The 18,802-nt window shown below is 71.2% G+C and carries 16 protein-coding genes and 1 tRNA gene; 11 read left to right on the top strand and 6 right to left on the bottom strand.

The window, feature by feature from the left end:
- Positions 1–113: 113 nt before the first annotated feature.
- Positions 114–1,631 carry an oxygen-independent coproporphyrinogen III oxidase gene (gene hemN, locus BKK81_RS01180; protein ID WP_071010355.1) on the top strand — a complete coding sequence of 506 codons (1,518 nt, stop codon included), beginning with the start codon at positions 114–116 and terminating at the stop codon, positions 1,629–1,631.
- Between the two features lie 213 nt (positions 1,632–1,844).
- Here the strand turns inward: hemN and BKK81_RS01175 are convergent, their stop codons facing one another.
- On the bottom strand, positions 1,845–2,708 hold the full coding sequence (locus BKK81_RS01175; protein WP_071010353.1) for a c-type cytochrome: 864 nt from the start codon (positions 2,706–2,708) through the stop codon (positions 1,845–1,847).
- 360 nt (positions 2,709–3,068) lie between these two features.
- Between BKK81_RS01175 and BKK81_RS01170 the strand changes: the two genes are divergently transcribed.
- From BKK81_RS01170 to BKK81_RS01155, 4 genes are all read left to right on the top strand, one after another.
- Positions 3,069–3,144, top strand: a tRNA-Arg gene (locus BKK81_RS01170).
- 273 nt (positions 3,145–3,417) lie between these two features.
- Positions 3,418–4,254 (top strand): polyphosphate kinase 2, encoded by an 837-nt coding sequence (ppk2, locus tag BKK81_RS01165; protein WP_071010352.1) that lies wholly within the window; start codon positions 3,418–3,420, stop codon positions 4,252–4,254.
- A gap of 198 nt (positions 4,255–4,452) precedes the next feature.
- Positions 4,453–4,659, top strand: coding sequence for a YgaP family membrane protein (locus BKK81_RS01160; RefSeq protein ID WP_071010350.1), 207 nt, complete (start codon positions 4,453–4,455; stop codon positions 4,657–4,659).
- Positions 4,660–4,940: 281 nt separating this feature from the next.
- Positions 4,941–5,840 carry an SMP-30/gluconolactonase/LRE family protein gene (locus BKK81_RS01155; protein WP_071010348.1) on the top strand — a complete coding sequence of 300 codons (900 nt, stop codon included), beginning with the start codon at positions 4,941–4,943 and terminating at the stop codon, positions 5,838–5,840.
- 124 nt (positions 5,841–5,964) lie between these two features.
- Here BKK81_RS01155 and BKK81_RS01150 read toward each other — a convergent pair whose 3' ends face one another.
- Positions 5,965–6,972: a sterol desaturase family protein gene (locus BKK81_RS01150; protein ID WP_071010346.1), complete on the bottom strand. Its 1,008-nt coding sequence runs from the start codon at positions 6,970–6,972 to the stop codon at positions 5,965–5,967.
- A 53-nt stretch (positions 6,973–7,025) separates the two neighbouring features.
- Entirely contained in the window at positions 7,026–8,048 is a 1,023-nt protein-coding gene (locus BKK81_RS01145) for a YncE family protein (RefSeq protein WP_071015886.1), read from the bottom strand.
- A gap of 374 nt (positions 8,049–8,422) precedes the next feature.
- On the opposite strand from BKK81_RS01145, the gene BKK81_RS01140 reads away from it, so the two are divergent.
- A complete protein-coding gene (locus tag BKK81_RS01140) occupies positions 8,423–9,331 on the top strand; it encodes a cation diffusion facilitator family transporter (protein WP_071010344.1) in 909 nt (302 codons plus the stop codon).
- Between the two features lie 65 nt (positions 9,332–9,396).
- Positions 9,397–9,801 carry an alternative ribosome rescue aminoacyl-tRNA hydrolase ArfB gene (arfB, locus tag BKK81_RS01135; RefSeq protein ID WP_071010342.1) on the top strand — a complete coding sequence of 135 codons (405 nt, stop codon included), beginning with the start codon at positions 9,397–9,399 and terminating at the stop codon, positions 9,799–9,801.
- A 43-nt stretch (positions 9,802–9,844) separates the two neighbouring features.
- On the opposite strand, the gene BKK81_RS01130 is transcribed toward arfB, so the two are convergent.
- Positions 9,845–10,501: a TetR family transcriptional regulator gene (locus BKK81_RS01130; protein WP_071010340.1), complete on the bottom strand. Its 657-nt coding sequence runs from the start codon at positions 10,499–10,501 to the stop codon at positions 9,845–9,847.
- Positions 10,502–10,875: 374 nt separating this feature from the next.
- On the opposite strand from BKK81_RS01130, the gene BKK81_RS01125 reads away from it, so the two are divergent.
- The 3 genes from BKK81_RS01125 (at position 10,876) to BKK81_RS01115 (ending at position 16,580) form a co-directional block, all read left to right on the top strand.
- Entirely contained in the window at positions 10,876–14,148 is a 3,273-nt protein-coding gene (locus BKK81_RS01125) for a bifunctional cytochrome P450/NADPH--P450 reductase (RefSeq protein ID WP_071010338.1), read from the top strand.
- A gap of 109 nt (positions 14,149–14,257) precedes the next feature.
- A complete protein-coding gene (locus BKK81_RS01120; RefSeq protein WP_071010336.1) occupies positions 14,258–15,481 on the top strand; it encodes an MFS transporter in 1,224 nt (407 codons plus the stop codon).
- Positions 15,482–15,545: 64 nt separating this feature from the next.
- Positions 15,546–16,580, top strand: coding sequence for a GlxA family transcriptional regulator (locus tag BKK81_RS01115; RefSeq protein ID WP_071015884.1), 1,035 nt, complete (start codon positions 15,546–15,548; stop codon positions 16,578–16,580).
- Positions 16,581–16,744: 164 nt separating this feature from the next.
- On the opposite strand, the gene htpX is transcribed toward BKK81_RS01115, so the two are convergent.
- A complete protein-coding gene (htpX, locus tag BKK81_RS01110; protein WP_071010335.1) occupies positions 16,745–17,623 on the bottom strand; it encodes a protease HtpX in 879 nt (292 codons plus the stop codon).
- Positions 17,624–17,738: 115 nt separating this feature from the next.
- Positions 17,739–18,173, bottom strand: a complete 435-nt coding sequence (locus BKK81_RS01105) for a hypothetical protein (protein ID WP_156811072.1) — start codon at positions 18,171–18,173, stop codon at positions 17,739–17,741.
- A gap of 153 nt (positions 18,174–18,326) precedes the next feature.
- Between BKK81_RS01105 and BKK81_RS01100 the strand changes: the two genes are divergently transcribed.
- Positions 18,327–18,755 (top strand): Cd(II)/Pb(II)-responsive transcriptional regulator, encoded by a 429-nt coding sequence (locus BKK81_RS01100; protein WP_071010332.1) that lies wholly within the window; start codon positions 18,327–18,329, stop codon positions 18,753–18,755.
- Positions 18,756–18,802 lie beyond the last annotated feature (47 nt).

Genomic DNA, 18,802 nt, shown 5'->3' with positions numbered 1-18,802 from the left:
GCTCGGCGACGGCCGTCCCGCCGTCGCCGCCAGCGCTTGACGCCGGTCAAGCCCCCCGCGCCGCGCCGGGACTAGCATGGGCCATCAGCAATCCGTCCGCCGAGGGCGCCCCCATGTCCGCTCCCACCTCACGCCTCACACCCGCCTCACCCATTACACCCGCCGCGCGGACGCTCGACCGCGACGCGCTGACAGGTTTCCGCGCGCTCGCCGGCCGCATCGACGGCAACGGCCCGCGCTACACCTCCTATCCGACCGCCGACCGCTTCCATGACGGCATCGGCGAGGCCGACTACCGCACGGCGCTGGCCGACAGCAGCCGCGGGGCGTCCGCGCCGGTTCTGCCAACGGGTTCGCCGCTCTCGCTCTACGTGCACGTACCGTTCTGCGAGAACATCTGCTACTACTGCGGCTGCAACAAGATCATCACGCGCGACCATGGGCGCAGCGCGCGCTACGTCGACTACCTCGCGCGTGAGGCCGCCCAGGTGGCGCAGGCGCTGGGCGCGCGCCGCCAGGTGCTGCAGTCGCACTGGGGCGGCGGCACGCCGACCTTTCTCGACGAAGACGAGATGCGCCGTGTGATGGCCGCGCTGCAGGAGCACTTCGAACTGTCCGCCTACGGCGAGCACTCCATCGAGATCGACCCGCGCGTGGTGGATGATGCGCGCATGGCCCTGCTGGCCGAACTGGGTTTCAACCGCATCAGCCTGGGCGTGCAGGACTTCGATCCCGAGGTGCAGCGCGCCATCCACCGCGAGCAGTCCGTGGCGCAGACGCGCGCCGTGGTCGATGCCGCGCGCCGCCTCGGCATGCGCTCCATCAGCATGGACCTGATCTACGGCCTGCCGCACCAGGACGCGCGGCGCTTCGCCGTGACCATCGAGCGCGTGCTGGAGATGCGGCCCGAGCGGCTCTCGGTCTACAGCTATGCGCACCTGCCGCATGTGTTCAAGCCGCAGCGCCGCATCGACGAAGCGGCGCTGCCGGCGCCGGCCGAAAAGCTCGAGATCCTGGTCGCCACCATCGAGAAACTGAGCGCCGCCGGCTACGTCTACATCGGCATGGACCATTTCGCCTTGCCCGGCGACGACCTCGCCGTGGCGCAGCGCGAGGGCAAGCTGCAACGCAACTTCCAGGGCTATTCGACGCACGCCGGCTACGACCAGGTCGGACTCGGCGTGTCGGCGATCGGCGCGGTGGCCGGACGCTACGTGCAGAACGCGCGCACGCTGGACGACTACTACGCCGCGCTCGACGCCGGCCGGTTGCCGGTGATCCGCGGTTTCCACATGTCCGCCGACGATCACCTGCGGCGCGAGATCATCGGCGCGCTGATGTGCAACGGCGTGCTCGACAGCGCTGCGCTGGCGGCACGCCACGGCATCGATTTCGCAGCCGCCTTCGCCACCGAACTGGCGGACCTGGAGCGCCTGGCCGCCGACGGCCTGGTGGACTGCCGGCCCGGCCGCATCGAGGTGACACCGCTCGGGCGCCTGCTGGTGCGCCGCGTGGCGATGGTATTCGACCGCCACCTGCGCGAAGACGCCGCACGCCGGCGCGCGCTGGCCGGCGAGGCCGCCAACGAAGCGGTAGCGGCCCCGCTGGTGCGCTACTCGCGCGTGGTGTAGCGGGGGCCGGGCGGCGCGCTGCGCCCCCGGCGGCCGCCTGCGCAGGGCTGGCGGCCGGCGTAGTGTGCGGATCGGCCGGACGATTGACCGCACAGAAGGGAAGCAGCAACAGAAGGAAAGCAGCAGGACAAAGCAAAAAGCCCGCGGCATGCCGCGGGCTTTTTTCTACTGCGTCGACTGCGCCGGCCGGAATCGCGTCCGGCCGTGCGGAGCTTACTTCGCGGCGGCCGCCATGTAGTCGGCCGCGGCCAGCACGTCGGCATCGGGGCCGGCATAGCCACCCTTGGGCGGCATCACGCCCTTGCCCTTCAGCGCATAGTTGTGCACCACGTCCATGCCTTCCTTCAGGCGCGGCGCCCAGGCCGCCTTGTCGCCGAACTTCGGCGCACCGGCCACGCCGGCCGCATGGCAGGCGGCGCAGACCTGCTCGTAGACCTTCTTGCCGGTATCGGCCGACGCCGCGGCCGGTGCAGCGGCGGCGGCAGGCGCGGGGGCAGCCGCCGGAGCCGGGGCGGCCGCAGCGGTCTCGGCCGCCGGCGCGGAAGCCGCGGCGGTTGCAGCCGCCGGTGCCGCCGGCTCGGGGAACTTGGCGCCGCCCGCATCGGCCATGTAGACCACGGCACGGCCCAGTTCGTAGTCGCTGTAGTCGTCCGGCGTGGTGCCGGCGCGCGCCTGCATCGCGCCCTTGCCGTGCAGCACCGAATTCAGCAGCCCGTCGAAGCCCTGGCCGATGCGCGGGGCCCAGTCGCCGGCGGTGCCGTACTTGGGCGCACCCGCCGCGCCGGTCGCGTGGCAGGCGGAGCAGACTTCCTTGTAGACCTGTTCGCCGGTCTTGTAGACGCGCGGCGCGTTGGCATCCTTCAACTCGAGCGAAGCGACCGGCTTGATGCGGTCGATCACCGCTTCGGTGGCGTCCGTCGCGCCAGCGCCTTCCTTGGCGCCATGGCCGACGAAGTTGACCAGCAGGATGATGACCAGGATCGGCACCAGGAACGCGGCGATGACTACCGCGATCAACTGCTTGGGCGTCTTGATGGGAGACTCGTGTTCGTCGTGTGGTTGTTGGACGTCGCTCATGCTGAACTCTCGTTTTTTGCAGGAAACCTGTCTGGCCGCATGCGTTCAGTTCTGATCGGCTCGGCCTCGTTCTTCTGGCGCCACGATTCGCGCGCGACGGTCGAGCCAGCGATGAGCCGTGGTTCTCCTCCCGCCGGCGCCACCGCGACGGCTGCGGCGCACCAAGTGGATACGAAGCAGCCCCGTCCTTGCACAAATAGCTAGCGATTATAGCGGCGTTGCCTGATTCGGGGCGGCAAAAGCGACGGCTGCGTGACCTGGCTCAAAGTGCCGGGTGTGCACCGATTGGACGATCCCGGGCAAACAGGGTATGCTATGCGCCTTTCCGGCGGAGGCTGTCGCCTTCGCCACCTGCTCCGCGCGCCCGTAGCTCAATGGATAGAGTACTGCCCTCCGAAGGCAGGGGTTGCTGGTTCGATCCCAGCCGGGCGCGCCACCGCCGCTTTCCGCTTTTCCGCATCGACTCCCCTGGTATTGCCGCCGGCACGTCCATAATGTGCCGAATAGTTCACTCGCATGCTGCCGATGCCTTCGTTCGCCGCGAGTGATGCACCGGCCTCCCGCCCGACCCGGGTGCCCTCCAAGTGTCGCGGGGCGGCTCAGGGGCTACCGCGGCGACGCCGGCGCTATGCTTCAGGATCATCGCGCCGCCCATGCCCGGCACCGACAGGCCACCGGGACAGGCCGACCACAGACCAGGAGGACGACCATGGCAAGCCAGTCCGATCAGGACACCACCGCAGTCACGCCGGACCAGACCACTGCAGGCAAGCCGAAGCTGGGCGCCAAGGCCTACGACAAGGAGCTCTTCCGCATGCACGTGGAGCTGGTCAAGCTGCAGCGCTGGGTGCAGCAGACGGGCGCCAAGGTCTGCGTGCTGTTCGAGGGCCGGGACGGCGCGGGCAAGGGCGGGACCATCAAGGCCATCACCGAGCGCGTGAGTCCGCGCGTGTTCCGCGTGGTGGCCCTGCCTGCACCCACGGAGCGCGAGCGCACGCAGATGTACGTGCAGCGCTACCTGCCGCATATGCCGGCCGGTGGCGAGGTCGTCATTTTCGACCGCAGCTGGTACAACCGGGCCGGCGTCGAGCGGGTGATGGGGTTCTGCACGGAGCAGGAGGTCGAGAGTTTCCTGCGCGACGTGCCGCTGGTGGAAAAGGCGATCATCGATGCCGGCATCATCCTGGTCAAATACTGGCTGGAAATCAGCCAGGCCGAGCAGACCCGGCGCCTGCAATCGCGCATCGACGACGGGCGCAAGCTGTGGAAGCTGTCCGACATGGACCTGCAGTCGTATCGCCGCTGGTACGACTATTCGCGTGCCCGCGACGCGATGTTCGATGCCTCCCACAGCGCCCATGCGCCGTGGCATGTGGTCGATGCCGACGACAAGCGGCGCGCGCGGCTCAATGTCATCGCCCACCTGCTGGGCCGGATCCCCTACCAGGAGCTGCCGCACAAGAAGACCGTGCTGCCCGAGCGGCTGGGGCCGGAAGGCTACGTCGAGGCGGACCACTCGGACAAGCGCATCCCCGAGCGGTTCTGAGCCGGGCGGCGGCGTGCCCTGGCCGGGCCTCCCCATGCTCTGCGCTTGCGCTGCGTCAAGGCCGCGCAGGCGAGACGCTCGTAGCCTGTGGATAAGTGCTCGTGGCAAGCTGCCGCCGGCACCGACCGCCGACCCATGCGGATCCCCGCGTGTGCCGGCCTCTCCCAATCTGCGAGGATATCTGCGAGGAGTCTCGCCATGCACGCCAATGTCGGAACCATTGACCGCGCCGTCCGCATCATCGCCGGGCTGCTGCTGATCGGCCTGGCCGCCACCGGAAAGATCGGCCCGTGGGGCTGGACCGGCGTGGTGCCCCTGCTGACCGGCATCGTCCGGGTCTGCCCGGCCTACAGCCTGCTGGGCATCCGCACCTGCCAGGCACCCAAGGCAGGCACCCCGGACTGAACGCGGCGCGATCCGCCCGAGGCGCCGCGCTGCAGCATGCGCGCGCCTTGACGCTTGAAAAACCGCCCCGCTACAGTACGCGGGCGACGTGCCGCTTTCGTACTCCCGTGGCGCCGGCCTGGCCACGTCCTCCCGCTGTTTCCCGCCTCATCCCGTGCCGTCGCACCGCGGCAGGCCCGCCCCGCGCGCGGCCTGCGCGAACCGTTCCATCCCGACTGATGCATTCCCCGGAGCGTGCGCCGTCGCGCGTTCCGGACACGAACAAGAACAGGAGACGATGCATGGCGAAGCGAGCGTTATCGGTTCTGGTGTCCGGCTATACCTTCCTCGAAGGGCTGCGCTGGCATGAAGACAGGTTGTGGGCGTCGGATTTCTACACCGGCAAGGTCATCGCCGCCGGCCTCGACGGCCGCGTCACCGAGATGGCGCAGGTACCACAGCAGCCGTCCGGGCTGGGCTGGCTGCCCGACGGCCGGCTGCTGATCTCGTCGATGCGCGACCGCAAGGTACTGCGCCGCGAGCCCGACGGCACGCTGGCCGTGCATGCCGACCTCACCGCCCTGACCGGCGGCCATATCAACGACATGGTGGTCGATCGCGCAGGCCGCGCCTACGTCGGCAATTTCGGCTTCGACCTGATGTCCGGCGCGCCCTTCCGCACCACCGGACTGGTCTGCGTCGAGCCCGATGGCGCCGCGCGCGTGGTGGCCGAGGGCCTGTGGTTTCCCAACGGCTCCTTCATCACGCCGGACGGCCGCACCCTGATCGTCAACGAGACCTTCGGCAACCGCGTCTCCGCCTTCGACATCCTGCCCGGCGGCAACCTCGGGCCGCGGCGCGACTGGGCCAGCTTCGGCGCCATGCCCGACAGCGACGACATCGGCACCCTGATGGCCGCCGCCTCGATCGCCCCCGACGGCGGTGCGCTGGACGCCGAAGGCGCGGTCTGGGTGGCCGACGCCATCGGCAAGCGCATCGTGCGCGTACAGCAGGGAGGCAGGATCCTGGAGCAGATCGACACCGGCGAGCAGGGCATCTTCGCCGCCGCGCTGGGCGGCCCCAGGGGCACCACGCTGTTCATGGCGGCCGCACCGAACTTTGCCGAGCACGAGCGCCGTGCCACGCGGCTCGGGCAGATCCTGATGGCGGAGGTGGATGTGCCGCACGCGGGCCTGCCCTGAGCATGTGGGGGGATCGCCGGGCTGGGCCGGTGGCTGGCTGCGGCGCGGTCGATGCCGATCCGGCAAGCCTGGTGTGAAAGGAAAGGGCAGGCGAACGCCTGCCCGGGGTGAGGGAGGCGGGCGCTCAGTCCTGCACGACGACGGCGGCGCCGTGGCCACCGCGCAGGCGCTGCGCCATGCGGCCGAAGGCGCGCCACTGCTGCGCCATCACGCCGCGCCCATAGTCGCGCCCGCTGCCCAGCGGCGGCGGGAGCTGTTCGCGGATGCCGGTCGGCTCCGGCTGGCGCTCCCAGGAAGCCGTGCCGAACAGCATGTCCCACCAGGGGAACAGCACGCCGAAGTTGCAGCCGTAGCGCGTGCCTTCGTGGCCGTAGCCGATGGCATGGTGGCGGCGGTGGAAGGCCGGGCTGACCACCAGCCGCTCCAGCAGGGGGCTGAAGGGCAGGCGGGCGTTGACGTGCTGCACGCTCTGCATGAAGTTGCCCAGCGCCACCAGGACCACGAACTGCGACGGCTGCATGCCGATGAAGAGCGAAATCAGTGCGAAGAAGGCGGCCTGCAGCAGCTCGTCGAGGAAGTGGTTGCGGTCATCGGTCCACAGCGACATCTGTTGCTGGCTGTGGTGCACGGCATGCAGCTCCCACCACAGGCCGAAGCGGTGCTGCCAGCGGTGGTACCAGTAGCCGGCGAAATCCAGCGCCACCAGGTAGACCAGGAAGGACGCCACCGGCCGCTCGTCGGCGTCCGGCAGCAGGCGGTCCAGCGCGATGGCCGGCATGCCGTGCATCACCAGCAGGCTCTGCCAGTGGTGGAACAGCGGCTGCAGCAGGAAGAAGAAGGTCAGGTTGATCACGCCGAGCTTGCCGATCCAGGTGTAGACCACATCGGCGCGCACGTCCTTGCGGTCGGGCCAGCGCTCGATCGGTCGCAGCGCCTCGAGCGGCCGCAGCAGCGCGTACATGGCCGCGACCTGCAGTACGCCGATGATGACCCAGTACAGCGCATCGTAGGCATCCTCGTCGTAGCCCATCAGGCCGAAGTGGAAGCACAGCGGCTGCACGATGTCGATGTAGAGCAGCGTCTGCAGCGCGGCGACCGCGTTGTCGAGCAGGGCGAGCAAGGAGTGCAGCATGGGGCGGCCCGGTTGGAGCAGAGGCGGATGGCGGATCGGTGCGGCGCCGGCGCTCAGTCCGGATTGGGCGCGTGCACCGGCGCGCCGTCGGCGAAGAAGATGCCGTGCGGGGAGCGGCCGACCGCGATGGTATCGACCAGCTTGCGCGCGGGCAGGTCGATCACGCCGACGTGGCGGGCGAAGCGGAAGGTGACCCACAGGTAGCGGTGGTCGGCGCTCAGCGCCATGTCGTCCGGGCCGGGCAGCAGGCCGGCGATGTCGCCGGTCTTCTGCAGCGTGCGGTAGTCGATCAGGCTGATGGTGCTGGCCACGCGGTTGCTGACCGCCACGTGCTGGCCGTCGTCGAGATCGCGGAAATTGTGCGCGCCGCGGCCGGTCGGGATCGACTTGACCACCTGGCGTGCGCGCCAGTCCACCACCTTGACGTCGTCCTCGCCGGTCATGCCGACCAGCAGATAGCGGTCGCCCGGCGTCATCCACAGGCCGGCCGGCGTGCTGCCGACCGGCAGCTTCCACAACACGCTCTGCGTGGCGAGGTCGATCGCCGCCAGTTCGCCCGAGTCCTGCAGGGTGACGAAGGCGAGGCGGCCGTCCGAGGTGAAGTTCAGGTGGCTCGGCGTGCGGCCCAGCGGCAGGCGGCGCGCCAGCGTGAGCTGCTGCCCGTCATAGTGGTAGATGTCGACACGGTCCAGCCGCAGGCCGGCGGTGACGAACCACTTGTGGTCGGGCGAGAAGCCGAGCTGGTAGGGATCCTCCACGCCTTCGCTCAGGCGCTGCACCTTGCCGGTGTGCGGGTCCAGGAACATCAGGCTGTTCGATACCGAGTTGGCGACGATCAGCGCATGCTGGTCCGGCGTCGCCAGCAGGTGGTGCGGCTCCTTGCCGGTGGGCTCGGTGCGCAGCACCTTGTGCGTGGCCTGGTCGATCAGCGTCAGCGAGGCCTCCCCCGAGTCGAGCACGATGACGGGCTCGGCGGCGCGGGCGGCAGTGGCGCAGGCCAGGCAGCCGGCCAGCAGGGTGAGCGAGGCCAGGGCGGCCAGGGGCCGGCGCAGGGAGGAAAGGGAAGAGACAGGCATGATGCGGGGCGGAATACGGGCCGGAACGGCCAGGGCGGGCGGCCGGGCCGGCCACGCCACGTGGGGCAGGCGCCGCGTGGCGACGCTCCCACGCCATTAACGCGCGATGGCGCGCGCGCGATGACCGCGGCCGCCCGGCCAGGGCGGCGCCTGCCGCGCGGCCGACACGCGGCCGACACGCGGCTGCGGTAGCATTGCCGGCGACAGGGCCGGCACCGGCACCGGCGCCGCGCGTGCGCCGGCGGAGCACGGCCCGCCAGAGGATCGGGAACATGGTGCGGGAATCGCAAGGGACGGAACGGGTGGGGCAGGCAGACGGAGTGAGACAGGCGGCACAAGACGTGGTGCAAGACGTGGCGCAGGAGACGGTGCCGATGGCGCCGTTGCGTGGCGACGCCGAGGACGGCCTCGCCGCCCGGCAGGCCACCGCCCGCCTCAGCACGCTGGTGAGCGTGGCAGTCAACAGCGTGCTGAGCGTGGTGCAGATCGTCGCCGGCCTGCTGTCCGGCTCGAGCGGCCTGGTGGCCGACGGCGTGCACACGCTGTCGGATCTGGTGGCCGATTTTGTCGTGCTGTTCGCCGGCCACCAGGGCGGCAAAGCCCCGGACGAGGACCACCACTACGGACACCAGCGCTACGAGAACGCCGCCTCGCTCGCGCTCGGCCTGCTGCTGCTGGCGGTCGGCATCGGCATGCTGTGGTCGGCCGCGCACAAGCTGCAGCACCCCGAGGACATCCCGCACGTCACCTCGGTCGCGCTATGGGTGGCGCTGGCCACGCTGGTGGCCAAGGAATCGCTGTTCCGCTACATGCTGGCGGCGGCGCAGCGGGTGCGCTCCAGCATGCTGGTGGCCAACGCCTGGCACGCGCGCTCGGACGCCGCCTCCTCCCTGGTGGTCGCGTGCGGCATCGGCGGCAATCTGCTTGGCTACCACCTGCTCGATCCGGTGGCGGCCATCGTGGTGGGCCTGATGGTGGCGCGCATGGGCTGGGGCTTCAGCCGGGAGGCCCTGCGCGACCTGACCGATCGCGCCGCCGACGCCGAGACGGTGGAAGCCCTGCGCGTGCTGATCGCCGCCACGCCCGGCGTGCAGGGTGTGCACGACCTGAAGACGCGCAAGATGGGCGACATGATCCTGGTCGACGTGCACCTGGAAGTCGACGGCAGCCTGAGCGTGGCCCAGGGCCATGCCATCGCCACCGAGGCCAGCAACCGCGCCATGGCGCGCGCTGACGTGCTTAACGTGATGACCCACGTCGATCCGGTCAGCGTGCCGCGCTGAGCGGCAGGCGCGGTACCCCGTACCCCGTACCCCATATCGGCCCCGCCGCTTGCTAAGATGCGGCCATGCACGGCGAGCCGACCATCCCCCACCACGAGTACGAGATCACGGCGATCCGCGCCCAGGGCGCGGGCGGCCAGAACATCAACAAGGTCTCCAACGCCGTCCACCTGCGCTTCGATATCCGCGCCTCGTCACTGCCCGCCGACCACCAGGAGCGCCTGCTGCAGCTGCACGACCACCGCATCACGCGCGACGGCGTGGTGGTGATCAAGGCGCAGCAGCACCGCAGCCTGGAAGCCAACCGCGAGGAAGCCGTGCGCCGCCTGCACGAACTGGTGCGCAGCGTGGCCACGCCGCCGCGCGTGCGCCGTGCCACCCGTCCCACGCTGGCCTCGCGCCGGCGCCGCCTGGAGGGCAAGAGCCAGCGCAGCGCACTCAAGGTGCAGCGCGGCAAGGTGGTCGAGTAGGCGCGCCTCGCGCGCGCCGCATCAAAGCCGCATCAGGGCTGTCTCAGCGGGCCGACAGGCGCGCCGCGCCGGCGGCCTCGGCGGCGCGGCAGGCCTCGCCCGCCTGCGTCGCGGCGGCGCCGTGCAGCAGCCAGGCGACGAAGCGTACCGCGCGCCCCACGTGGGCGCGCCGGCCGGCCTCGTCCGCCTCCAGGTACTCGGCCGACAGGTGGAACAGGTGGAAGACGATCTCCGCGCAGGCCGCGTCGACGGTCGCGCGCGGCAGCGAGGGAATGAGTTGCAGGCGTTCGATGTCCTCGGCGATCTCGGCGGCGATATCGGCCAGCAGCTGGCGGATCGCCGCGCGCAGCCCAGGCTGCGGACCGGTGCTGCCGCACAGCGCCAGCAGGAAGGCATCGGCATGGCCATGCGCGTAGGCGAAGAAGGCGCCGCAGGTGCGTTCGGCCACGGCCTGCGAGCTGTCGCGCGCGGCCGCCCAGCGCACCTCGCGCAGCATCGGCCGCAAGGCATCGCTGACCTCGGCGATGGCGGTCAGCGCCAGGTCCTCCATGTCGCGGAAATGGCGATAGAAGGTATTCGGGTTGAGTCCGGCCTCGCGCGCGAGTTCGCGCAGGCCCAGCGCGGCGAAGCTGCGCTTGGCGGCGGCCAGCCGCAGGGCGGCGTCGATCAATCTGCGTTTGCCGTCGGCGATGTCTTCCATGTGCTGCCAGCTTGGCGGGCGGTGGCCCGCGTGTGTCTTCAGATCTACAAATTGTGCACCAGACGCGCCCGGTGCCCGGTGCCCGGCACCCTGCGCATGCGCGCGGCGCCGGCCATGCAAACGCGCGGCACCCCGCGCCATGTGCATTGACATCCTGTCTACATTCGTCTACTTTGCTGCAGAAGTAGACGAATGTCTACCGAACATCGACTGCGGCTCCGGTTCCGGTGTCGGTGGCATCTCCGGTGCCGCTGCCGTGCTCCGCACCGGCTGCCACGTGCGTATTGTCTACCGGTATCGCCCCGGGATGTTTCCCACCGGCGCGCCAGGCGCGCCGGCCGCCTACGACTCCTAGCCGACCCTGCGCGCCCACTATGACGCAAGCCGCCACTTCCTCGTCCCAGGCCCCGGTTGCCGGCCGGCCCGCCGCCTCCCTGCAGCCGATCCCGCGCGATCCGGGCTGGCCGCTGGTGGGCAATATCCTGCAGATCAAGCCGGGCGCCTTCGCTCAGCACCTGATGGCGCGCGCGCGGGCGCACGAGGGCATCTTCGAACTCGACTTCGCCGGGCGCCGCGTGCCTTTCGTCACGTCGGCGGCCCTGGCGGCGGAGCTGGCCGATGCCGCGCGCTTCCGCAAGTTCATCGGCCCGCCGCTGTCCTTCCTGCGCGACGTGGCCGGCGACGGCCTGTTCACCGCGCATACCGACGAAGCCAACTGGGGGCGCGCCCACCGCATCCTGATGCCGGCCTTCAGCCAGCGCGCGATGAAGGGCTACTTCGACGTGATGCTGCGCGTGGCCATGCGCCTGGTCGACAAGTGGGACCGCCAGGGCCCGGATGCCGACATCGCCGTCTCCGACGACATGACGCGGCTGACGCTGGACACCATCGCCCTGTCCGGTTTCGGCTACGACTTCGACTCCTTCGCCAGCCAGCAGCTCCATCCCTTCATCGACGCCATGGTCGGCGCGCTGGAAGAGGCCATGGGCAAGCTGACGCGCTTCCCGCTGCAGGACCGCTTCATGCACGCGGCGCACCGCAAGTTCGCCGAGGACACGCGCTTCATGCGCGAACTGGTCGACGACGTGATCCGCCAGCGCCGCCAGTCGCCCACGCCCGCGCGCGACCTGCTCAACCTGATGCTGGAGGCGCGCGACCCCGAGACCGACCAGCGCCTGGACGACGTCAATATCCGCAACCAGGTGATCACCTTCCTGATCGCCGGCCACGAGACCACCAGCGGCCTGCTGACCTTCGCCCTGTACGAGCTGATGCGCCATCCGGGCGTGCTGGCCCAGGCCTATGCCGAAGTGGACGCGGTGCTGCCCGGCGACGCGCCGCCGGCCTACGCCGACCTGGCGCGCCTGCAGGTGCTGGACCGCGTGCTCAAGGAAACGCTGCGCCTGTGGCCGACCGCGCCCGCCTTCTCGGTGGCGCCCTTCGAGGATACGGTGATCGGCGGACGCTACCGCATCCACAAGGACCGCCGCGTCGCGGTGGTGCTGACGGCGCTGCACCGCGATCCGGCCGTGTGGGACGATCCCGAGCGCTTCGACATCGACCGCTTCCTGCCCGAGAACGAGGCACGCATCCATCCGCATGCCTACAAGCCCTTCGGTAACGGCGAGCGCGCCTGCATCGGCCGCCAGTTCGCGCTGACCGAGGCCAAGCTGGCGCTGGCGCTGATGCTGCGCCACTTCCAGCTGCACGATCCGCACGACTACCAGTTCCGCATCAAGGAAACGCTGACCCTCAAGCCCGACCACTTCCTGCTGCGCGCGCGCCGGCGCCGTCCGCACGAACGCATCGTGGTGGCGGCGCCCGCCTCCGGCGCCGTCACGGCCGCGGCGGCGCGCCCGGTGGTGGCAGCCGGCGGCGAGACGCTGGCGGTGCTGTGCGCCTCCAGCCTCGGCACCGCGCGCGAGCTGGCCGAGCAGGTCCAGGCGGGCGCGCTGGCGGCCGGCTACGAGGCCACGCTGCACGACCTCGACGACGCGCTCGGCAAGCTGCCCACGCAAGGGCTGGCGGTGATCGTGGCGGCCACCTACAACGGCCGCGCGCCCGACAACGCGCGCCGCTTCGAAGCCATGCTGGATGCCGCCGGCGATGCGCCGGGCGACTGGCGCGCCGGCGGCCTGCGCTACGCGGTGCTCGGCTGCGGCAATTCGCAGTGGGCCACCTACCAGGCCTTTCCCAAGCGCCTCGACACCTTCTTCGCCGCCGCCGGCGCCCGGCCCCTGCTGGCGCGCGGGGAGGCCGACGGCAATGCCGATTTCGACCAGGCCGCCGAGCAGTGGCTGGCGGCGCTGTGGAGCGCGCTCGCGCAGCAGCAGCCGCACGCGCCCGGCCCGGCCCCGGGCGCCGAGGGCGCGCCGCCGCTGGCGGTCGAGGTCGCGCTGCGCGGCATCGACGAGATCCGCGCCAGCGTGCTGCCTTCCAACACCCAGCCGTTCACCGTGCTCGCCAACCGCGAACTGGTGAGCGATCCCGCCGGCCTGTGGGACTTCGCCGTCGAGGCGCCGCGCACCTCGACGCGCGACATCCGGCTGCGCCTGCCCGAGGGAGCCCGCTATGCCGCCGGCGACCACCTCGCCGTCTACCCGCAGAACCGTCCGGCACTGGTGCACGACCTGTGCGAGCGGCTCGACCTCGATCCCGAAGCGGTGGTCACGCTGTCGGCGCCGCGCGCCGGCGCGGCGCGCGGCCTGCCCTTGGGACAGCCCCTGCCACTGCGCGCGCTGCTCACGCACTTCGTCGAACTGCAGGATGTGGTGTCGCGCCAGACCCTGCGCCTGCTGGCGCAGCGCACACGCTGCCCATTCACGCGGCAGTCGCTGGAGCGCCTGGGCTCGGACGATGCCGCCCAAGGCTACGCGGCCCAGGTGGCGGCGCACCGCCTCGGCCTGCCCGACCTGCTGGCGCGCTTCCCGGCCATCGAGCTCGACCTCGCCGGCCTGCTGGCCTGCGTGGTGCCGATGCGCCCGCGCTTCTACTCTATCGCCTCCTCGCCGCTGGTCTCGCCCGATGTGGCCACGCTCACGGTCGGCACCGTGCTGGCGCCGGCCCTGTCGGGGCGCGGCCAGTTCCGCGGCGTGGCGTCCAACTGGCTGCAGGGACTGGCGCCGGGCGCCACGGTGGCGGCCGCCATCCGCACGCCCAACCCGCCGTTCGCGCCGGAGGCCGACCCCGCGCAAGCCATGATCCTGATCGGGCCCGGCACCGGCATCGCCCCCTTCCGCGGCTTCCTCGAAGAGCGTGCCGCGCAGCAGGCCGCAGGACAGGCCGTGGCCCCGGTCGAGCTCTACTTCGGCTGCCGCCACCCGCAGCACGACTGGCTGTATCGCGACGAGATGCTGGCCTGGCAGGCGCAGGGTGTGGCGCGCCTGCACGTGGCGCACTCTGCCACCGGCGCCCCCGCGCGCTTCGTCCAGGACCTGCTGTGGCAGCAGCGCGCCGAGCTGTGGCGCCAGCTCAGCGCCGGTGCCGTGGCCTACTTGTGCGGCGACGGGCGCCAGATGGCGCCGGCGGTGCGCAAGACGCTGATGGACATCGCCGTGGCCGAGGGCGGCCTGGACGGCGATGCCGCCTCGGCCTGGTTCGCCGGCCTGGTGGCCGAGGGCCGCTACCGGCAGGACGTGTTCAACTAGGCCCGGGCCAGGCGGCCGGCCTGGCAGGATTCGACGGATCGTTGTCCGTCGTGCCGGGCGCGCCGGACTTAGCCTTGGGACTGTCCTCATTTCCCCCAAGGAGCGTTCCATGGCCACGCCGGCGATGTCGCAGGCCCGGGTACTGGCGGTTTGCCAGGCCCTGTTCACCGCAGCCCTTTCCGTCGACCTGACCCTGACCGGCCTGGTCGGCTATACGCTGGCACCGGACAAGGCGCTGGCTACGCTGCCCTTCGCGCTGATCACCGTGGCCTCCGCGTTCACCGCGATCGCCGCCGCCTTCGTCATCGAGCGCTGCGGCCGGCGCCTGGCCTTCTGCCTGGGCGGCCTCGCCTGCACCGCGGGCGGCCTGGTCTCGGTGTGGGCCATCTCGCACCGGCACTTCGTCGCTTTCTGCGTCGGCACCGCGCTGGTCGGTGTGTTCCAGGCCTTCGCACGCTTCTACCGTCTGGCCGCAGCCGATGCCGCCGCGGTGGCGGAAAAGCCGCGCGCCATCGCCGCCGTGCTGACCGGCGGCGTGGTGGCCGCCGTGTGCGGCCCCGCGATCGCCGCCTGGAGCCGCGACATGCTGCAGGCCGAGCCATTCGCCGGCTCCTACCTCGTGGTGGCGCTGTTCGGCGTCGCGACCATCCTGCTGCTGCTGCTCGCCTACCGCGAGCCGGTTCGCACCGAAGCCGGCGCCGGCGACGAGGCCGTGCTGCCGGCACGTCCGCTCGGCGAGATCGTGCGGCGGCCCGTGTTCCTGGCCGCCTTCGCCAACAACGGCATCGGCAACGCCGTGATGATGTTCGTAATGACCGCGACCCCGATCGCCGCCGTCGCCTGCGGCCACAGCATCGGGCAGGGCGCGCAGATCATCGAGTGGCACCTGGTCGGCATGTATGCGCCGTCCTTCTTCTCGGGCTGGTTGCTGCAGCGTTTCGGCACCGCGCGCATGCTGGCCTGCGGCACGCTGCTGTGTGCCGTGGCCGCGCTGGCAGCGCTTGCGTCCACGGCGCTGCCGGCCTTCTACCTGGCCCTGCTGTGCCTGGGCGTGGGCTGGAACTTCATGTTCGTGGGCGGCACGGCGCTGCTGGCCGCGTCCTACCGGCCCAGCGAACGGGCCCGCACCCAGGCCGCCGCGGAGTTTTCCGCCGCGGTGCTGACCGCGCTCGCCACGCTGGCGGCGGGCCAGGTGCTGCACCGGCACGGCTGGCAGGCGGTCAACCTGGCCGTGCTGCCGGCGCTGGCGGTGGCGCTGGCGCTCACGCTGGCCTGGCAACGCCAGGTGCGGCGCGAGCAGGCCGGCGCGCTGGCGGCCGGCGCGGCGGTTTGAGTGGCAGTGCCGCGCCGCGCGGGCCGGGCCCGGTATGATCGGTGACAGCCACCGCCACGCCACCATGCCAGCCCGCCTCTCCCTAGCCAGCGACACGCCACGAACGGTCGTCATCGTCGCCCCCGACCCGGCGCAGGAACTCGACGTCACCGGCCCCAGCGCCGTGTTCGGCCAGGCCAACCGCGTGAGCGGGCGTGAGTGCCCGCCGTACCGGCTGCGGGTGGCCAGCGTGCGCGACGATGGCCTGATCCGCACGGAAAGCGGGCTCAGGATGCTGGCCGACGCGCCGTATCACGGCATCGCCGCCGGGCTGGACGGGCCCATCGACACCTTGCTGATCGCCGGCGGCGCCGGCCACGCGAGCGCGGCCGACGACGCGCGCCTGACCACCTGGTTGCGTGCGCAGGCGCCGACCGTGCGACGGCTCGGCGCGGTCTGCACCGGCGCCTTCGTGCTGGCCGCCACCGGCCTGCTCGACACCCACCGCGCCACCACCCACTGGCGCCACGCCGACCGGCTGGCCGCCCGCCACCCGCGCGTGCAGGTCGATCCGGATCCGATCTGGATCCGGGAGGGCGGGCTCTACACCTCGGCGGGCGTCACCGCGGGCATGGACCTGGCGCTGGCGCTGGTCGAGGAAGACCTGGGCCATGCCGCTTCGCTCGCGGTGGCGCGCGAACTGGTGCTGTTCCTGCGCCGGCCCGGCAGCCAGGCACAGTTCTCCACCGTGCTGCAGGCCCAGGCCGCGCAGGCGCCGGAGCTGCGCGAACTGCAGGCCTGGATCGCCGACCACCTGGCGCGCGACCTGTCGGTGGCTGTGCTGGCCGAACGCGTGGCGATGAGCCCCCGCAACTTCGCGCGGGTGTTCGCCCGCGAGGTCGGCGAAACACCGGCGCGGTACGTGGAGCGCCTGCGGGTGGAAGCGGTGCGGCGCCTGCTGGAGAGCGGCGACCAGCGCCTGGAGGCGGTGGCGCGCCTGGCCGGCTTCGGCAACGCAGACGTGATGCGCCAGGCCTTCCTGCGCCATGTGCAGACCACGCCGGAACGCTATCGCGCCGCCTTCCGCGCGGTGCCTGCGGCGGACGGCCGCGCGGCCTGAGTCGCCGGGCGGCGCGGGAAGGACCAGGGGAAAAAGGGAAGGGGAAAAGCGGATCGGCGGATCGGCGGATCGGCGGATCGGCGGATCGGCGAAAACGCGGCAGGCCGGCACGGCCCGCCGCGCAAGGTGCCGCGGGCGCCATCGGCACCCCGGCACCGGCGGCCTCAGCGGGCCGATTGCAGCGCGGCGATGCGCTGTTCGATCGGCGGGTGGCTGGAGAACAGTTCCATCCACGACTTGCCGCCGGCGATGCCCATCGCCTGCATGTTCTGCGGCAGTCCGTCGGCATCCAGGCCGCCCAGGCGGCGCAGCGCCGCCACCATCGGCGAAGGGGTGCCCAGCAGCTTGGCCGCGCCGGCGTCGGCGCGGTATTCGCGCTGGCGCGAAAACGCCGCCACGATGATGCTGGCCAAAATGCCGAAGACGATCTCGCAGATCACCACCGTCACCATGTAGCCGATGCCGGGGCCGCTCGACTCCTCGTCGTTCTTGCGCAGCATGGAATCGACGAAGTAGCCGACCACGCGTGCCAGGAAGATCACGAAGGTGTTCACCACGCCCTGGATCAGCGTCAGCGTGACCATGTCGCCGTTGGCGATGTGGGCGACCTCGTGCGCCAGCACGGCCTCCACCTCATCCTCGCGCATCGACTCCAGCAGGCCCGTCGACACTGCCACCAGCGAGCTGTTCCTGGTGGCGCCGGTGGCGAAGGCGTTGGGCTCGCCCTCGTAGATGGCGACCTCGGGCATCGGCAGGCCGGCGCGGGTGGCCAGCTTCTCCACCGTCTGCACCAGCCACAGTTCGCGGCTGGTGCCAGGGTGGGTGATGACCTGCGCGCCGGTCGACCACTTGGCGATGGGCTTGGACATCAGCAGCGAGATGAAGGCCCCGCCGAAGCCCATCAGCGCGGCGAAGGCGAGCAGCATGCCGAGGTTGAGGCCATTGGCGGTCAGGAAGCGGTTCACGCCGAGCAGGCTGGCGGTGAGGCTGAGAACGAGCATGACGGCGAGGTTGGTCGCCAGGAAGAGCAGGATACGTTTCATGTTGTGGATAACGCAGGGGACGACGGAGGAATGCGGCCAGGCCGCGAACGCACACCGCACCGATGTGCGGCAGGCGGAAGAAACGGAGGGTGCGCGGACATGCCCGCGCCGGGGATCAGGCGCGCGGAGGGCGCGGCTGCCGGGGCAGGTCCGGGTCGGACAGGCGAGCGCCGGTGTAGCGCGGCGCGCCGGTACGGGCCGGCAGCGCGGCCAGCCGCGGCAGCGTCGGCGGCAGCCACTGTTCGACCGGATCGGCGCCCGCCTGGGCGCGCTCGGTGTTGTTGTCCTTGCCGTCGAACGGGCCGGGCAGGTCGGCGTCGCCCGCCGCGGCCGCGGTGGCGGCCGTCTCGATGAACGCGTTCGGCGCCGGCAGCGCGGTGGCCGCCCCCAGCGGTGCGAATTCGTCCGCGGCGGTGACCGCCTGGCCGGCCGGCACCGCCGGCGCGCCGGCGGCGGCCGTGCGCGCGCCGGCCGCCGCCCATCCCTGTACGGGCAGGAAGGCGAGCAGCGCGATCAGCAGCAGCAGGCGGAACGGACGTAGGAGGCGCAAGGGTCGCTCAGGACGATGACATGGCATGAAGCCGTGCGCCGATTCTACAGGATGAGCACGGCCGTACCGTGACGTCCTGCACGCCGGACGACGCTGGGCTACACTGTTGAAAGTCTTGAGTCATTACAGGGTTCTGCCCGCTGAGGAGCCATCATGCGCATCGGAGAACTGGCACGCCGCGGCCTCTGCGACGTCGAAACCATCCGCTACTACGAGCGCGAGGGTCTGCTGGACGCACCGCAGCGCGAGGACAACGGCTACCGCCGCTATGGCGACCCCCACCTGGTCCAGCTCAACTTCGTGCGCCATTGCCGCTCGCTCGGCATGAGCCTGGCCGACGTGCGCCGCCTGCGCGACTTCGAGCGTAATCCGAGTCTCGCCTGCGACGACATCAATGCCTTGCTGGACCGGCAGATCGAGCAGATCCACGCGCAGCGCATGGCGCTGGAGACGCTCGAAGGCCAGTTGCGGGCACTGCGCCATACCTGCACGCAGCCGCACCAGGCCAGCGAATGCGGCATCCTGCAGAACCTGCAGCAGGCGGCCGCGGGCGCCAGTTGCGAATGCCACGCACATGGCTGATGCGCCGGCCCGCTGCGGCGGCTGTGCTACGATGGAGCTTCCGGCCA

The organism is Cupriavidus sp. USMAHM13 (assembly GCF_001854285.1).
GTDB lineage: Bacteria > Pseudomonadota > Gammaproteobacteria > Burkholderiales > Burkholderiaceae > Cupriavidus > Cupriavidus malaysiensis.
This window is presented reverse-complemented; position numbering and strand designations above follow the sequence as displayed.

Bases quoted from the DNA above. Each gene is read 5' to 3' on its own strand.
- hemN (WP_071010355.1), top strand. From the start codon at position 114: ATGTCCGCTCCCACCTCACGCCTCACACCCGCCTCACCCATTACACCC.
- BKK81_RS01175 (WP_071010353.1), bottom strand. From the start codon at position 2,708: ATGAGCGACGTCCAACAACCACACGACGAACACGAGTCTCCCATCAAG.
- ppk2 (WP_071010352.1), top strand. From the start codon at position 3,418: ATGGCAAGCCAGTCCGATCAGGACACCACCGCAGTCACGCCGGACCAG.
- BKK81_RS01160 (WP_071010350.1), top strand. From the start codon at position 4,453: ATGCACGCCAATGTCGGAACCATTGACCGCGCCGTCCGCATCATCGCC.
- BKK81_RS01155 (WP_071010348.1), top strand. From the start codon at position 4,941: ATGGCGAAGCGAGCGTTATCGGTTCTGGTGTCCGGCTATACCTTCCTC.
- BKK81_RS01150 (WP_071010346.1), bottom strand. From the start codon at position 6,972: ATGCTGCACTCCTTGCTCGCCCTGCTCGACAACGCGGTCGCCGCGCTG.
- BKK81_RS01145 (WP_071015886.1), bottom strand. From the start codon at position 8,048: ATGCCTGTCTCTTCCCTTTCCTCCCTGCGCCGGCCCCTGGCCGCCCTG.
- BKK81_RS01140 (WP_071010344.1), top strand. From the start codon at position 8,423: ATGGCGCCGTTGCGTGGCGACGCCGAGGACGGCCTCGCCGCCCGGCAG.
- arfB (WP_071010342.1), top strand. From the start codon at position 9,397: ATGCACGGCGAGCCGACCATCCCCCACCACGAGTACGAGATCACGGCG.
- BKK81_RS01130 (WP_071010340.1), bottom strand. From the start codon at position 10,501: ATGGAAGACATCGCCGACGGCAAACGCAGATTGATCGACGCCGCCCTG.
- BKK81_RS01125 (WP_071010338.1), top strand. From the start codon at position 10,876: ATGACGCAAGCCGCCACTTCCTCGTCCCAGGCCCCGGTTGCCGGCCGG.
- BKK81_RS01120 (WP_071010336.1), top strand. From the start codon at position 14,258: ATGGCCACGCCGGCGATGTCGCAGGCCCGGGTACTGGCGGTTTGCCAG.
- BKK81_RS01115 (WP_071015884.1), top strand. From the start codon at position 15,546: ATGCCAGCCCGCCTCTCCCTAGCCAGCGACACGCCACGAACGGTCGTC.
- htpX (WP_071010335.1), bottom strand. From the start codon at position 17,623: ATGAAACGTATCCTGCTCTTCCTGGCGACCAACCTCGCCGTCATGCTC.
- BKK81_RS01100 (WP_071010332.1), top strand. From the start codon at position 18,327: ATGCGCATCGGAGAACTGGCACGCCGCGGCCTCTGCGACGTCGAAACC.